The organism is Selenomonas sp. ND2010 (assembly GCF_000702005.1).
GTDB lineage: Bacteria > Bacillota > Negativicutes > Selenomonadales > Selenomonadaceae > Selenomonas_A.
On record NZ_JNKI01000019.1, the window covers coordinates 23,276 to 38,550 of the forward strand.

At 52.3% G+C, this 15,275-nt stretch carries 14 protein-coding genes; 5 read left to right on the top strand and 9 right to left on the bottom strand.

The window, feature by feature from the left end; translation table 11 throughout:
- Positions 1-672 precede the first annotated feature (672 nt).
- From sucD to T504_RS0108365, 4 genes are read right to left on the bottom strand one after another with little or no spacing between them, the layout of a single operon-like run.
- Positions 673-1,578, bottom strand: a complete 906-nt coding sequence (sucD, locus tag T504_RS0108350; RefSeq protein WP_033170621.1) for a succinate--CoA ligase subunit alpha — start codon at positions 1,576-1,578, stop codon at positions 673-675.
- Between the two features lie 3 nt (positions 1,579-1,581).
- On the bottom strand, positions 1,582-2,772 hold the full coding sequence (gene sucC / locus T504_RS0108355) for an ADP-forming succinate--CoA ligase subunit beta (protein WP_033170622.1): 1,191 nt from the start codon (positions 2,770-2,772) through the stop codon (positions 1,582-1,584).
- A 27-nt stretch (positions 2,773-2,799) separates the two neighbouring features.
- The gene (locus tag T504_RS0108360) at positions 2,800-3,864 is read right to left on the bottom strand and encodes an iron-containing alcohol dehydrogenase family protein (protein WP_231473883.1); all 1,065 of its coding nucleotides are present in this window, start codon (positions 3,862-3,864) and stop codon (positions 2,800-2,802) included.
- Between the two features lie 30 nt (positions 3,865-3,894).
- On the bottom strand, positions 3,895-5,022 hold the full coding sequence (locus T504_RS0108365; RefSeq protein ID WP_033170624.1) for an aldose epimerase family protein: 1,128 nt from the start codon (positions 5,020-5,022) through the stop codon (positions 3,895-3,897).
- 249 nt (positions 5,023-5,271) lie between these two features.
- On the opposite strand from T504_RS0108365, the gene T504_RS0108370 reads away from it, so the two are divergent.
- Positions 5,272-5,544 carry a hypothetical protein gene (locus T504_RS0108370; protein ID WP_033170625.1) on the top strand — a complete coding sequence of 91 codons (273 nt, stop codon included), beginning with the start codon at positions 5,272-5,274 and terminating at the stop codon, positions 5,542-5,544.
- Between the two features lie 169 nt (positions 5,545-5,713).
- Here T504_RS0108370 and T504_RS0108375 read toward each other — a convergent pair whose 3' ends face one another.
- The 3 genes from T504_RS0108375 to T504_RS0108385 form a co-directional block, all read right to left on the bottom strand.
- Positions 5,714-6,367, bottom strand: a complete 654-nt coding sequence (locus T504_RS0108375) for an HAD family hydrolase (protein ID WP_255327121.1) — start codon at positions 6,365-6,367, stop codon at positions 5,714-5,716.
- A 12-nt stretch (positions 6,368-6,379) separates the two neighbouring features.
- A complete protein-coding gene (locus T504_RS0108380; protein WP_033170626.1) occupies positions 6,380-8,086 on the bottom strand; it encodes a two-component system response regulator in 1,707 nt (568 codons plus the stop codon).
- Positions 8,087-8,301: 215 nt separating this feature from the next.
- A complete protein-coding gene (locus tag T504_RS0108385) occupies positions 8,302-9,582 on the bottom strand; it encodes an NCS2 family permease (protein WP_033170627.1) in 1,281 nt (426 codons plus the stop codon).
- A 214-nt stretch (positions 9,583-9,796) separates the two neighbouring features.
- Here T504_RS0108385 and T504_RS0108390 point away from each other — a divergent pair, with 214 nt between their 5' ends.
- Entirely contained in the window at positions 9,797-10,453 is a 657-nt protein-coding gene (locus T504_RS0108390; protein ID WP_033170628.1) for a Crp/Fnr family transcriptional regulator, read from the top strand.
- Positions 10,454-10,480: 27 nt separating this feature from the next.
- Positions 10,481-10,960: a hypothetical protein gene (locus tag T504_RS0108395; protein WP_033170629.1), complete on the top strand. Its 480-nt coding sequence runs from the start codon at positions 10,481-10,483 to the stop codon at positions 10,958-10,960.
- A 45-nt stretch (positions 10,961-11,005) separates the two neighbouring features.
- Here T504_RS0108395 and alr read toward each other — a convergent pair whose 3' ends face one another.
- Complete coding sequence (gene alr, locus T504_RS0108400; RefSeq protein WP_033170630.1) at positions 11,006-12,115, bottom strand: alanine racemase; 1,110 nt, start codon at positions 12,113-12,115, stop codon at positions 11,006-11,008.
- A gap of 90 nt (positions 12,116-12,205) precedes the next feature.
- Between alr and T504_RS0108405 the strand changes: the two genes are divergently transcribed.
- Both T504_RS0108405 and T504_RS0108410 read left to right on the top strand, forming a co-directional pair.
- On the top strand, positions 12,206-12,580 hold the full coding sequence (locus tag T504_RS0108405; protein ID WP_173663719.1) for a NusG domain II-containing protein: 375 nt from the start codon (positions 12,206-12,208) through the stop codon (positions 12,578-12,580).
- 12 nt (positions 12,581-12,592) lie between these two features.
- The gene (locus T504_RS0108410) at positions 12,593-13,081 is read left to right on the top strand and encodes a Gx transporter family protein (RefSeq protein WP_033170632.1); all 489 of its coding nucleotides are present in this window, start codon (positions 12,593-12,595) and stop codon (positions 13,079-13,081) included.
- Positions 13,082-13,097: 16 nt separating this feature from the next.
- Here the strand turns inward: T504_RS0108410 and T504_RS13880 are convergent, their stop codons facing one another.
- Positions 13,098-15,236, bottom strand: coding sequence for a SpoIIE family protein phosphatase (locus T504_RS13880; RefSeq protein WP_051635279.1), 2,139 nt, complete (start codon positions 15,234-15,236; stop codon positions 13,098-13,100).
- Positions 15,237-15,275 lie beyond the last annotated feature (39 nt).

Here is a 15,275-nt window from a genome sequence, read left to right on the forward strand (position 1 = left end):
CAAAGGGCTGTAAAATTACCGTTTGCAGGGGAGTAGTACCCAGTTCGTGTTCGAGATAAGTCGCCGGCGGCGGGGGCCCCAGTACCAACGCTCCACCGGTGACAACCCGCTACAAGAAATTTTTGCCTTTTAATTAAGAGTTGGAAAACAGTTAAACGCGCTTCGCTTGGACGAAACTGCTTTTCCAACGAGAACGCAGGCAAAAATTTCTTGCTTCACGCGGAACGTCAAGGCTCCGCTTATGGTACTGGGGCCCCCGCCGCCTCGGTTAGAGCCGGCACGAATTGCTGCGCCCTCGGAGGGTAGCCCTGCGAAACTTGCCACAGACTCAGCCACCGCTAGGGGCAGTGCCATAAACGAAGCGTTTGATGTTTTTCGTGAAGAACGAAATTTTTATCCTCACCATTCGTCGAAAAATTGCTACCGTTCAAGCGAAGCGCGTTTTGCAACTTTTTCGATGCTTAATTAAAGATAAAAATTTCGTTTAGAAAAACATCTCCCGCGTAGTGTTGGCACTGCCCCTAGCGGTGGCGAAGAATTGCTTCGAATAAGATTCTTGTAACCTACAAACTGTAATTTGTAAAAAATTCGTGGATAAATTCATAGAAGCCTCCATAAGTTAGAGAAATCCCTCTAACTTATGGAGGCTTCTATTCCCCACTAACTATTCTTTCAGCACGTATGGCATTCCTCATAAATGCCCGCTTTTTTCAGCGTCGCTACCACGGTTTCCCCAATATGAGCCACCGTATCAGCCACCTCGATGCCAACGGCATTGAGCGCCTTGATTTTATCGGCAGCGGTTCCCTTGCCGCCACTGATGATTGCGCCCGCATGCCCCATGCGTTTGCCCGGAGGCGCCTGACGCCCTGAAATAAACGCCGCCACCGGTTTATCCGGCATATTTTCCTGAATCCACTTCGCGGCATCCTCCTCTGCCGTGCCGCCGATTTCGCCAATCATAAGCACAGCTTTGGTGTCCGGATCATCCTTAAAGAGCTTCAGGGCATCGATAAAGTCCGTTCCCTTTACCGGGTCGCCGCCAATACCAATAGCCGTAGTCTGCCCGATTCCTGCAGCCGTAAGCTGGAACGATGCCTCATACGTAAGCGTTCCCGACCGGGAAATAACCCCTACATGGCCTTTTTTGTAAATATAGCCAGGGATAATGCCCAGCTTTGCCTCGTCCGCCGTAAGGATTCCGGGGCAGTTAGGGCCGATAAGGCGCGTCTTTTTGCCTTCCATATAGCGGCGAACCTTTACCATATCCTGCACGGGAATATGCTCCGTTATGCAGACGGCCAGATCCAGCCCGGCGTCAACGGCCTCCATGATAGAATCGGCCGCAAACCGTGCCGGCACATAGATAACCGATGCCGTTGCCCCAGTTACCGCCACTGCCTCTTTGACCGTATTGAACACCGGAACGCCCTCAACCTGCTGACCCGCCTTGCCCGGCGTAACCCCAGCGACAATCTTCGTCCCGTAATCCAGCATCTGTTTCGTATGGAACGCTGCGGCCTTGCCCGTAATTCCCTGAACGATTACCTTCGTATCTTTATTGACCAAAACGCCCATGATTCACGCCTCCGCTTCTTTTACCAATCTGACAATCTCCTCAGCGCCACCCTCCATAGTAGGCGCCATGATGACATTTTTAATCGGCGTGTTCTTCAGGATTTCGCGGCCACGCTCGACATTCGTTCCTTCCAAGCGAACGACTACCGGCACTGGCAGGCTCTTGCCATCCGGCGAGATAATCTTCGCCGCTTCCACAATGCCCTCAGCTACGAGGTCGCACTTGTTAATGCCGCCAAAGATATTGACGAAAATTCCCTTGGCCTGACCGCCTTCGAGCATGATATTAAAGGCCTCGGCAATCTTTTCCGGCGTGCTATCACCGCCGACATCCAGGAAGTTGGCTGGCTCACCGCCATAGTATTTGATGATATCCACCGTAGCCATGGCCAGGCCTGCGCCGTTTACCATGCAGGCTACATCGCCGCCCAGGTTGACGTAGTTGAGGCCCGCTTCTGCTGCCCGGCGCTCCTTGGCATCCTCCTCGCTTTCATCCCGCAGGGCCTCCACATCGGGATGTCGGAAAAGCGCACTGTCATCAAAATTGAGCTTGGCATCGAGCGCGACGACATCATCATCAGCAGTCACCACCAGCGGATTGATTTCCGCCAGACTGCAATCTTTGCCGACAAAAGCCTGATAGAGACAGCCCATAAGTTTTGTCACCTTGCGGATTGCCGGCTGGGGGAAGTGCATCGCATAAGCCATGCGGCTGGCCTGGAACGGCATCAGCCCCACCGCGGGGTCAATGTACTCCTTGAAAATCTTATCTGGCATCTCCGCCGCCACCTTCTCGATTTCCATGCCGCCCTCTTCCGAGCCCATCATGACAACACGCGCCGTCTGGCGATCAATGACAAAGGAGAGGTAGTATTCCTTCTTGATGTTCGAACCTTCCTCGATAAGCAGGCGGTTTACCTTCTTGCCCTCAGGGCCCGTCTGTTTCGTTACCAGCGTTTTCCCGAGGATTTCCCCGGCGTACTGTTTGACCTCTTCGAGGTTTTTGGCAATCTTCACGCCACCAGCCTTGCCACGGCCGCCAGCATGAATCTGCGCCTTGACTACCACCACCGGAGTACTCAGCTGTTTGGCATTTTCCACTGCCTCCTCCACGCTGAATGCCGGCATTCCATTAGGTACGTTAACCCCATAGGATTTGAGGATTGCTTTGCTTTGATACTCATGGATATTCATAGTCTTACCCCCTAAAGCTGGTTCTCCTTATTCCGTTCTCATCTGTTCCAGTTTGTCTGCGGCAACGTGCAACATATCCTGGGTGATTTTATACGGCATAATGCCCACTTCCTGCTTGGCCTCGGTCGCCTTGAACACCCGGCGGATATCCTCCTCACTGGCACAGATATCCTGGCGGCTGGTCGGCAGTCCGATTTTCCTGCAGAATTCATAAAAACGCGAAAACTCCTCCTGCTGGCCATCACACAACAGCAACAGCAAAATACCATAAGCAGCCAGACCGCTGTGCTTTTCGCAGCCATTCTCGCCTGCCGAAATATTCGTAAGTTCCGTAAACAACGTGTGGGCTATATGACCGTTATATTCTGGTGCCGCAAAATTTGACACCATGCCACTGGTCATGACAATAGAGAGCACCACTTCCTCAAAGGCCGCCGTAGCTTTATGGGCCTTATTGTCAGCCACCGCTTGTTCTCCATAGGCATAGAGCGGGTCCAAGCACATTCGGGAAAGGGCGATTCCCATGCCATCCCGATGCCCCAGTGTCTTGCCGCGGGAGGCAATCTGTGCCTCATAGTATTTGGCCATCGTGTCGCTGATGCCCCGCAGCAAAAACTCCACCGGTGCCTGCGCCAGCATTCTGGTGCAGAGGAACACATGAACCGGCGGCTCATTGGAATAGGCATACTCCCGGAAGGTTCCATCTTCGTTGTAGATGGTGGCGATGCTATCCGCCGCCGCACAGCTCCCGGCCACCGTGGGGAACGTAAAGAAAGGCTTGTGCTGCGTATGCGCCGCCTGCTTGGCCGTATCAATGGCCTTGCCGCCACCCACGGCAAAAATCATATCCGCATCGATAAAAGCCTGGTCATTGCAGATTTTCTCCACATTCTCATAGGAGGATTCCTTCCCCGCCAGCAAAAAGCCCGTAAATTCCAGGCCAACACCTTCTACGGCCTTAGTCATTTTCTCCTGCGCCGCCTCGATGCCCTTGCGGCCGCCGATTACGACCACGGTCTTGCCATAGCGTGGGCACACCTCACGGATTTTTTCATACGCTTCCACCCCGATGGTATAATCAGGAAACGTCATCGTGTATCTTCCTTGCATCTTCGCCACCCCTTAATCTTTCGGCCAAAGGACATATACGGTCTGCGCCTTAAAAGTCTCCCCCTTCTTGAGGACTGGCTGGGGGAATGAAGGATTGGCCGGCGAGTTGGGATAGAACTGCGTCTCGAGGCAGAACCCCGAGCGACGGGGGAACTCCACGCCATTTTTCCCCTTGATGCCGCCGCAAAGGAAATTGCCCGTATAGAACTGAACCCCTGGCTGAGTCGTATAGCACGTCAACGTGAGACCGGTCTTATCCGACTCGGCATAAGCCGCTTTCTTGAGGCCGCCCTTCAGATAATCCAGCGGGCAATGCGGATCATAGCCGAACATTCCCGGCTTCATCTCCACCACCGGCTTCTCGTCGCGGATAATCCAATTGTGGTCATAGCCCTTGCCCATCTGGAGTTCGTCAAAATCATCATCGATATGCGCACCGATTCGCGTAGGCTGGCGCAGGTCCATCGGCGTTCCCGCCACCTCCATGATGCGCCCATCGGGCAGGGATTCTTCATCAGCCCAGGTATAGGTGTCGGCAAAAAGCTGTATCTTCTGGTCCAAAATCGACGGCGATTCAAAGCCATCGAGATTAAAATAGGTATGATTCGTCAAATTGCAAATCGTGTCCTGATCACAGGTTGCTTCATAGCTAATAGAAAGCTCGTTGTCGTTCGACAGGGAATAAAGCACCGACACCGTCATATTGCCAGGGTAGCCGCCCTCGCCATCCTTGGCATGATAGGTCAGCTTGACGCCCTCATAGACTTCTTCCGCCGTCCACAGCTGGTCATGAAACCCTTGAAAGCCTCCATGGATATGATTCTGCATCTTAGAACCCGTATTGAGATCGAGCTGGTACTCCTTGCCATTCAAAACGACCTTACCACCGGCAATGCGATTGGCATGACGCCCAACAATGCCGCCCATGCTGGTATCGTCCTTCTCATAAGCTGCCGCATCGGCATACCCTAGCACCACATCGACGAATTTCGCCTGCGGTCCCATGACGCGCCAGCTCACCAGCCGTGCCCCATACGTCGTTATCTTGGCTTCGGTGCCCTTCGTATTGCGCAGCGTGTAAAGCTCCACTGCCCGTCCATCACTGAGTTTGCCGAATGCTTCTTTTTTGATCATAGCCATGACATATCCCTCCAGGACTTCAGTTTTTGAATTGCTGTTTATTTCAAACAATTATAAACAATTCTGTACAATTGTTACTTTACTCTATTCATTTTTATTTGTCAAACCCTTTGTATGGTCTTGTTTCATCTTATTATACAATTTTACACACCCTTAACCTTCCGAGTTATCATTCGGCAAAAATTGTGATATAATGTCAGCATATCCAAAAACTTTCCGAAAGTATTTGGCTGAAAAGGGGGATTCTATATGAAAGAGAAAAAAGCCTTTATCTTCTTCAACTGCGATGAAGATAAAAGCCAGAAATCCATGAATGTGTTCTACAATCAGGAAATCTACCGTGATCTCAAAGTCGCCCGTAAAGCACTGCTGACCAAGGTAGAGGAAGAACAAGCCGAAGGCCGCATCCACATCGCCGAGGACAACGTGGAAGTTGTTCGTCAGGCAATCCTAGAAGGCGACCCCACCGATGCCACGCCATTCATCCAGTATGGCGCCATCGAAAGCTTCGCTATCGTGTAATCCATCGTCGCAGCAATATACGAACTCAAATCCTATCATTTTATAAAGCAAAAACTGTCATTACGAGTTAAAGCATACTCATAATGACAGTTTTTTATTTTAACGTCGGTGTTCTAGTTTTGCTACACGCAAAACTTCCTCTTGGCGTTTCAACGAGGTAGATTCCGAGTTATAACGTATCAAGTTTTATTTCAGCGATATCTTCCACAATGCGGTCGGCAAGGCTTAAATCCTGCTTTCCCGAATTCGGGTTGCGATAGGCGATGCAGTACATGCCGGCTCCTTTGGCCGCCAGGATGCCATTTCGCGTATCCTCCAGCACGACGCAGTCTGCCGGACTTACGCCTAGGCGCTGGGCCGTTATCTGGTAGATTGCCGGGTCCGGTTTGCTGGCGGGCAGCTCACTGCCGGACAGCACGGACCTAAAATACGGCCGAATGCCAAATCCATCCAGCACGGCATCCACCACCACTGGCCACGACGAAGTTGCCAGGGCAATCGGAATCCCTGCCGCATAAAGCTCCTTTATGAGTTCCACCGTGCCCTTGACCGGCTCGATTTCGCCGCTTTTGAGCACTTCCAGATAGTGCTTATGCTTGTAGTCCGTCAGTTCCTCTGGCGTGAGGTCCCTGCGCCCAGCGCTATCGATGACCTCTTGGAACATTTCGCCACTGGTACGTCCCATATAATGAATGAGGTCCGCCTCGTCAAAGGGAAGTCCGAAATGACGAAACGTATCCATCTTAACGCGGGAATGGATGGGTTCACTGTCGATGATGACACCATCCATATCAAAGATAAAAGCTCCGATATTGTGATTCAAAAAAATTCTCCTTTATTCTGCCGCCTGCTCACGAAGCATCCGCACCAAAAAATCAGCCTCAGGAAGCGGACGCGAGAAATAATACCCCTGTATCGTCTCGCAGCCGATACCAGCGAGATATTCCACCTGGTCTTTCGTCTCGACGCCTTCCACAATGATATCCATATCCAGCTTCTTGGCCATGGCCACCACCGTTTCCATGATGACCCCTGCCCGCTCGGAACGCTCGACTTCCTGAAGCAAAGACATATCGATTTTCAGCGCATCGACGGCGAGATCTTTTAGCAGATTCAGCGAGGAATACCCCTGACCGAAATCATCCATGATAACCACGAACCCACTTGCCCGCAGCTTTCCGACCATTTCAATCATCTGCTGTGGATTGTCCGTATAGGCACTTTCTGTTACCTCAAGCCTGAGCATCCAAGGCTCCAATTCGTATTTTTTCAGCAACCCCTGCAGGAAATCCAACAACCCTAAGTTGTAGAAATCCAGCCGGGACACATTGACCGCTACCGGCACCACCTTGCCGCCGCGCTCCCGCTGGAGACTCAAGAACCGGCAGGCCTCCTCCCAGATGAACCGGTCCAGCCGGCCGATAAAGCCGCTGCGCTCAAACACCGGGATAAACCGCGCTGGCGAAATGAGGCCGTTATGCGGATGATTCCAGCGCGCCAAGGCCTCCACCGAAACGATTTCGTTGGTTTTGATATTGCAGACTGGCTGCAGATAGATGCAGAACTGACGCCCCACCAGCGCAAACTCCATATCGCGGACAATCATCTGCTCCTCAATCATCAGATCCCGCATACCTTGGTCGTAATAAGCATACCGCGCCTTATAATCGCCCTTGATGCGGCTAAGCGCCATATAGGCCCGGCCGCACATCTGGTCAATGGGCAGGAAGGCATTATCCACCGGATATACCCCCGCATGAAAAACGATATTATGGCTGATTCCCAGTGAGGCAATCGTGCGGTCGAGACCTTCCATGATGCCATCCATATCCACCTGGGAAGCCGGCAGGCAAAGGGCAAAATGATCTGCTTCGATGCGGCCGCAGATTCCCGTATCCCCAGCCACTACCTGGAAATACACCGCCGCCGTTTTGAGGACCAGATTTCCCGTATCGATGCGGAACATATCATTGATTGCCTTAAAGCTGCTGATATCGAGATACACGATATTATACGAAACACCGCGATTGGCCTGCATCAAAGCCGCCGCCTTGCGGTAGAAGGTTTCCCGGTTGTAGATTCCAGTCAGCGAATCTTTCTCGATATAGCCATGCATAAGCGCCAGCTGCTGATCCTTAGCCACCTGTTCCACTTTGCGCCATTCGTTCTCCTGGCGCGCCATGACATTCTTGACACGACAGCGCACAATCGTAGGATTGTACGGTTTCACGATATAATCGGCAGCCCCCATTTCCATGGCCCGTGCCTCGCTGGAGCCATCGCTGCGGGCCGTCATGACTATAACAGGGATCTGTGCATACTGGTCATGATGTTTAATATACGACAACACTTCAAAGCCATCCATGACCGGCATGACCAGATCAACCAGTACAATGCTCACGGATTGGCTCTCGATAACCTTCAGGGCTTCCTGCCCATTTACTGCCTCAATGATGGTGTATTCATCCTGAAAAAACTGGGCCAGCACAACCCGGTTGATTTCTACATCATCAACAATCAGCATCACTGGTTTTTCATCCACAATATCGCCTTCTTTGCACGAAACTTTAGTGTATAGCTACTACCATTATACCGCCAATGTGCCAGTTTTGCCATAGGTAAAACTTCCTCTTACCGTTTTCCACCGGCGACTAATTTTACATCGCCGCGAGCAAAAAATGCATGACAAAAGGCTTCGGATGACTTTGTAGGGAATCATCCGAAGCCTTTTATCAAAAGCTTTATGTAAATTCTTTATTAGAACCCTGCCTGGAAAACAAGGTTCAAGAGGAAAAGAAAGCCAAGCCCGTACCCCAGTACGTGAACTTCCTGCCGTCGCCCATTCATGAGTTTCAGCAGGGGATATGCCGTAAACCCAAAGGCGAGACCAGTAGAAATACTACCGGACCAAGGAATCAGCACGACAACCAGAAAGGCGGGGAACCATTCCGAGAAATCGTTGAATTCCACATACTGGAGCTGCTGCATCATCATCGCACCCGTAATGATAATAACCGGTGCAATCGCAGCCTGGGGCACAAATGAAAGAAGAGGGATAAAGAAAAGAGATAGGGCAAACAGTACAGCTGCCGTGAGAGCCATAAGACCCGTGCGGCCGCCGCTGGCGATGCCGGCTGCGCTTTCCGCAGCGGCTACCGTCGGACTGGTACCCAACAACCCCGAGAACATCGTCGTAAACGCCGATCCCTCGAAGGTTTTTTTGAATTTACGCTGGTCCGGAAGAATTCCTTCCAGCAGGCCCATGGTCTCAAAAATCATGATCATGGACATCGAGAATACCGACAGTAAAAACGGTATGCTCGTCATATTACTGAAATCTGCCTTCAACAAAAGCTGAGGGTAGAGAGCGAGATTTGCAAAATTCAAATCCATCGGTGCCGCATCGCGGATTCCCACGAAGTAGCCCACCACACTCGTCACGAGAATGGCAATAAAGAAGCCGCCCATGACCTTGCGGAAATAAAGCAGCAAACTCAGCACGAGTCCGAACAGCGCCAACAACGCCACGGGATTCGTCAGGCTGCCAAGCTCCACCATGGAATTCGCTCCCCGCTGGATGAGCTGGGCCTTTTCCAGACCGATCTCCACCAGATACAGACCGATGCCAGCCGTAATCGCCGATTTCAGCGACCCCGGTACCGCCTGACTGAGACGCGTACACCACTTAGTACAAGCCACAAACACGAAGATAAGTCCCGATATGAGGGAGATGGCAATCGCCTCATGCCAATGAAGCCCCATATTGACGCAAATCGTATAGGTAAAGAACGCGTTGATGCCCATGCCCGGGGTCAGCACAATCGGTGCATTCGACCAGAATGCCATGAGCAAGCAACCGATAACCGACGAAAAAATCGTCGCAAAGACCGAAAGCTCCGCAGGAATCCCTGCATCGGCCAGTATCATCGGATTGACGATAATAATATAGGAAATCGCAAAGAAGGCTGTGATGCCCGCAATCACTTCGCGCTGCAGACTCTTCCGCTGCTGTAATGCGCCGTCAAATAATTTTTTCATGGGGCGCGTTCTCCTTCCTGTTTTGTATCACTTGATTCCATTACCTAGTTTACACATTCGGAAAACAATAAAAAAGGACATTTGTCTTTAATGTCCTAAAAATTTTCATTTGTTATTATTCTGAATATTCTTGGCGCCGAATTGGTCAGTATTTGCCTAATGCCAAAAATATTATATAATAGTGAAGATAACAATGTATAGAAAGGAACTTGCTATGAAGCTTGAATATATGCTTGACCATATGCCAGAAGGCATCAAACGCCAGACGACTCATAAGGTTTTTCTGCCGGGTGAATCGGTTGTCCGCAAGGGCGAACGCGCCGACCACGTCTATCTTTTGACCCGTGGCAGCACCCGCGTCAGCAACGAATTTGCCAGCGGTCAGCGCTATACCTTCGCTTCCCTTGAAGTCCCCGATTTGATTGGCGACCTCGAAGTCCTGGCCGGACAGGAAGCCTATGCCGCTTCCAACGAGGCCGTCACCACCTGCGAAGTGCTGGCCATGAGCGCCGAAACCTTCCTGCTGTGGATGCGCACCGACAACGAATTTGCGCTCGCTGTCGCCCAGCTGTTAGCTGCCAAGATGTATCCGACCTCCAACGAGGCCGGCCGCGTCAAATTCCTGCCCAGCCTCGAACGCCTCCACAGCTATCTCATAAAACGTCTGGGAACCATCGAAACGGATATGTTCATCCTGCACACGAGCCGTCAGCAGATTGCCGACGACATCGGCACCAGCGTCAAAACCGTCAACCGTGGCGTCACGAAGCTCAAGGAAGCGGGTCTCATCAGCCTGTTGCACGGCAAAATCACCATCAACAAGGAACAGCAGGCCGCCCTGCATAAAGCCTTTGATGAAATCATCGAGTAATCTTTTCCGAAAGGGTAGCCATTTATTATGTTTTTTTCGCTGAAAAAGCTTCTATTCTTCGGCGGCATCGGCCTGATGCTGCTCGGCGTCTTTGGTCTCTCCTTTGTCTGGAGCCTTGACCACCGCAGTGCCGACAGCCTCTCCTCCTACTGCCGCATCGATTTCCAAAGCTCCCGCACCGAAACGGGCTCCTTGGAAGGCGCCGTACTGACCATCTGGGATTGGCGCTATGACAGCTCAAAACTCAAACCGGAGGCCATCCTCTACACCGACGGCGATGCCTGGGAAATGAAGGCCGCCGTCAAACAGGAACCGGCTGGTACGAGCAAAGACCATCCCTATCAGAACGAAAACAAACTGTTCGTAGAACTGCCACGGGCCAGCCTGCCTGCCATCCGCAAGGCCGACAGCGTCCGCTTCCGCTTCTACTACGACAACGGCCAGACCATCGACCTGCCCCTCAACGCTCCGGATCTGGAGTATTGGAAACGACAGGTTGCCGAATAACTGCGCCAATAAAAATACCGCTGACTCCATGAGTCAGCGGCTTTTTTATTTCACATATACGCGCGGCACCCGCGGGGAAATCAGGCAGGGCACCTCATAATTTATCGTCCCGAGCCAAGCGGCTGCATCGTCAATCGTAAGCGTCTCACTGCCAAACAGCGTCGCCACATCGCCGATTTTCACCTCGGGAATATCCGTCACATCCACCATGACCTGGTCCATGCAGACGCGGCCGGCAAGTTTCGCCCGCTGTCCATGAATCTCGACATACGCCTGCGGGCTGTAGGCGCGGATATAGCCGTCAGCATAACCAATCGGCAGCGTTGCAATGCGGCACTCGCGCTCTGCGACAAAGGCACGCCCATAGCCGATGCTCTCCCCCTTGTGCAGGGTTTTCAGCCAAACGACTTTTGCCTGTAATTTCATCAGTGGCTGCAATTCAATCGGATGCGTGACTTCCTTCGACGGCCAAAGACCATATTGGATAACACCGGCACGAACCATATCAAAATGCGCCTTGGGAATCTCCAGGATAGCTGCCGACTCGGCAATATGACGGATGGCAAGCTTCACGCCCTGTTTTTCCACTTCGGCAATTGCCTGACGGAACTTATCGAGCTGCATCTTCGTATAAGCTTTGTCCTTGCAATCGGCCATCGCAAAATGGGAGAACATGCCCTCGATTTCAATGCCCGGCAGCTTCGCAATCTCTGCCGCCAATGCCCCGATTTCCTCTGGACGCACCCCGATGCGCCCCATGCCGGTATCGACCTTCAAGTGAACCTTGACGGTCTTGTGCTGACGGCAAGCCTCTGCCGACAGCGCCTTGGCCAATTCCAGCTCACAGACCACCTGGGTGATGTCGTAATCCACGACTTCCTTAGCATCCTCCGGCATCACGAGGCCCAACAGCAGAATCGGCGTCGTAAATCCTGCCTGGCGCAGCTCAATACCCTCGGAAAGCGTTGCCACCGCCAGATAAGACGCGCCAGCCTGAACCGCCACCTGAGCCACCGGCACCGCACCATGACCATAGGCATCTGCCTTGACCACGGCACAGAGCTTCACACCAGGTTTCAACTGTTTCTTGATTTCTTCATAATTCTGGGATAGCTTCCCTAAATCTACCTCGGCCCAGGCTGGACGATTCGGCATACTGCTCGCGCTCCTTTATCGATAACATTATACAATTGTAAAGTATAGCAAACTAACTTGGGAAAGTCTATAATAGAAAATATGAAGAAAATGCTAAATAGAGCGGATATCCTGCTCATAATCCTACTATTATTTATATCGCTTATGCCATTGCTGTTTTTGACCAGTCAAAAACAGGCCCGGGTCTATGCCGATATCACCATCGACGGAAAACTAAGCCGCCGCATCCCCCTATCCGGTCACACCGGCCGCGATACCTTTGTCATCAGCCACGACGGTCATAGCAACACCATCGTAGTCGAAGATGACACCATCGCCGTGACCGAAGCCGACTGCCCCGATAGGCTCTGTATCCTGCAAGGCCCCGCCCAAAAGCCCGGTGACATCATCGCCTGCCTGCCCCATAAACTGCTTATCGAAGTAAAGGGCGAACAGCCCGAGGCAGACCTCATTCCCATGCGCTAATCAGGAGGTCTTATGAATCCAACCAAAAAACTTGTCTACCTGGCGCTGCTTACTGGTCAATCCCTGGCGTTGTTCCTGCTTGAAGGACTTATCCCCCTGCCATTCCTGGCGCCGGGAGCAAAACTAGGACTGGCCAATCTCATAACCCTCATCGCCCTCTACACGCTGCCACGCTGGCAGGACGCAGCAATCATGCTGACCCTGCGCATCGCGCTGTCCTCACTACTCGGCGGCGGCCCGACGATTTTCCTTTATAGTCTTTCTGGCGGCCTCATGAGTTTTGCCGCTATGCTCCTTCTCCAAAAAAGCGGCCGCTTCTCCCCCATAGGCGTAAGCTGTGCCGGCGGCTTTTGCCATCACATCGGACAGCTGATAACAGCCAGCCTTATCATCGGCAGTCCTCACTTGTTCCTTTACCTGCCTATCCTCGGCCCCTGCGGCCTCATCACCGGCTTCCTGCTCGGCTGGACCGCAGCGAAACTGCTTGTCTATATAAAATGACATCCCTCCGTTTGGCTTATTTATAACCACAATACTTCAATCCCAGCATGGTAATATCATCGGATTGCTCCGCCTCGCCCGCATACGCGCCCACATCTTTGCGCACAGCGGCGAGGATTTTTCTTACATCTTTTTCCCCCTGTCCGTTCAGCGTTGCCCGGAGGCGGTCCTCCGAATACATATCTCCGGCCTCATTCATGGCCTCCGTCACGCCATCCGTATAGAGGAAAATCATCTCACCCGGCTGCAGGACAAGATGGTGCGACTCATACACTTCCTCCTCATTCACGCCCAGCATGGCGTGTTTCTTTTTATCCCGCAGATAGCGGAACCGCCCCTTTTCCTGCACCAAGGGCGGATTGTGCCCGCCATTGACGTAGATCAGTTCCCCTGTTGCCAGATTGAGCTGGGCGAGAAAGACCGTGACGAACATCATTTCCTCGTTTTCACGGCAAAGCTCTTGATTGGCCAGCATCATGACGGCAGCAAAATCATCGGGGTCCTTTGCCATCAACACCAGATTTTTCAGCGCGGTTTTGGCACGCATCATGAACAGCGCCGCCGGGATTCCCTTGCCGGACACATCCGCGATAGTGATGACCAGATGCTTTTCATCCGTCTGGTAAAAATCGTAAAAATCACCGCCTACGCCCTTGGCAGCATCCATCGAAGCGTAGATTTGGAATTCCTGGCAGCCCGTCAGGAATTCCTGCGGCAGTGCTCCCAGCTGGATATTTTTCGCTACGGAAAGCTCGGCTGCCGCTTTCTCCCGCTCTGCCATTACCTGGGACAGGTTGTCGATATACGCTTTCAGATCCTCCGTCATGGCATTGAAGCAGACGGCCAAATGCTCGATCTCATCGCCAGTCTTGATATCCAGTTTCTTATCGAGATTCCCGCCGGCAATCTCCCGCACGCCCTCGGCCATCTGCCGGATGGGCTTGACGAATCGGTCTGACAGCCGTTCCGACAGGAAAAACATAATGGCAATCATGATAAAAAGTACCAGCAGGGACATCTTCAGCAGGAACAAGTACTCATTCTGCAAATCCGCCTTGAACTGATCCATCTGCCCCATAAAATAATTCTGGCTTTCCTGAATAGAAGATGTCATATCATCCTGCGATACCAGGATGCCCAGGCTCCACCCCATGATGGATATCGGAGAAAAAGCCAGCATATACTTCCCGCCGTCTATCTCGACAGGCATCATGCCGCTTTCGCCCTCGGCCATCTGCCTTGCCGCCTGGGCCAGCTCCGGCACATCACTATCCCGCAGATCCTTGGGCGCATCGCTCTCTGCCAGCACACCTTCCTGCACAGTGGAGAAAACGACCCTGCCGGTATCTGACATGATAAAATTCATGCCCTTTTCCCCTATGACACTATCGCGAAGGTACCCCCGCAACGGTTCGGTCGCCATATCCAGACTGGCTACGCCGGCAATCCCGTCCGCATCGTAATAAGGCGCCGAGCAGCTTATTACCTCGACATTGTTATGCTCCTCTGTCAAAATCGTACGATAGGGCAAGGAAAACACCGCTTTATTGGCTTTGATGGCATTTTCATACCAGGGACGAATCCGCGGATCATAATCCAGTGCCGGATCGTCCGACATCGGACTGTACGCATCGCCGGGGAACACACTGCTGCAAATCAAAAAACCATATTTGCTGCCACAATACGTTGCCGAATAACTGGAATCGCCATACGTTTTTTCCATCGGGGCAAGCGTTCCCGAGATATTGGCCGTAAGCGCCACTTCCCGCTGTACCGTTTCGATGCCACGCTGGCGCACATCGGGACTATAAATGACACAAGGCACGGTCGGCGGAACTTTGCCATTATGCGGGTCAGGGATACTTCCCGGAAGATAATGGTCTGGATGACACTGTATCCATGTCAAAGCATCGGACAAGATACGCACATCATGCTGCAGCTTGGCCATCTCATGATCGAGATAACCGGCTTCCGCCTTAACAAGACCAGCTAACGTATCCTTGCTGGTCTTGTTGATATACTGCTTCGTATACTCAGCCCCTGACTCTGAGAGCTGGTTTCCCATATCCGCTATATCACGGCTGACAAACGTAATGCCATAAAAGGATAGTCCGGCAAACACCAGCGCCGACAGCAGGCTGCTTGCAACCAACAAGCGCAACAGTCTCCCCCGGATGCTTGCCTGTCCGCACAC

What these genes read in the sequence shown, in the direction of transcription:
- sucD (WP_033170621.1), bottom strand. Translation starts at nt 1,578, where the DNA reads ATGGGCGTTTTGGTCAATAAAGATACGAAGGTAATCGTTCAGGGAATT.
- sucC (WP_033170622.1), bottom strand. Translation starts at nt 2,772, where the DNA reads ATGAATATCCATGAGTATCAAAGCAAAGCAATCCTCAAATCCTATGGG.
- T504_RS0108360 (WP_231473883.1), bottom strand. Translation starts at nt 3,864, where the DNA reads ATGACGTTTCCTGATTATACCATCGGGGTGGAAGCGTATGAAAAAATC.
- T504_RS0108365 (WP_033170624.1), bottom strand. Translation starts at nt 5,022, where the DNA reads ATGGCTATGATCAAAAAAGAAGCATTCGGCAAACTCAGTGATGGACGG.
- T504_RS0108370 (WP_033170625.1), top strand. Translation starts at nt 5,272, where the DNA reads ATGAAAGAGAAAAAAGCCTTTATCTTCTTCAACTGCGATGAAGATAAA.
- T504_RS0108385 (WP_033170627.1), bottom strand. Translation starts at nt 9,582, where the DNA reads ATGAAAAAATTATTTGACGGCGCATTACAGCAGCGGAAGAGTCTGCAG.
- T504_RS0108390 (WP_033170628.1), top strand. Translation starts at nt 9,797, where the DNA reads ATGAAGCTTGAATATATGCTTGACCATATGCCAGAAGGCATCAAACGC.
- T504_RS0108395 (WP_033170629.1), top strand. Translation starts at nt 10,481, where the DNA reads ATGTTTTTTTCGCTGAAAAAGCTTCTATTCTTCGGCGGCATCGGCCTG.
- alr (WP_033170630.1), bottom strand. Translation starts at nt 12,115, where the DNA reads ATGCCGAATCGTCCAGCCTGGGCCGAGGTAGATTTAGGGAAGCTATCC.
- T504_RS0108405 (WP_173663719.1), top strand. Translation starts at nt 12,206, where the DNA reads ATGCTAAATAGAGCGGATATCCTGCTCATAATCCTACTATTATTTATA.
- T504_RS0108410 (WP_033170632.1), top strand. Translation starts at nt 12,593, where the DNA reads ATGAATCCAACCAAAAAACTTGTCTACCTGGCGCTGCTTACTGGTCAA.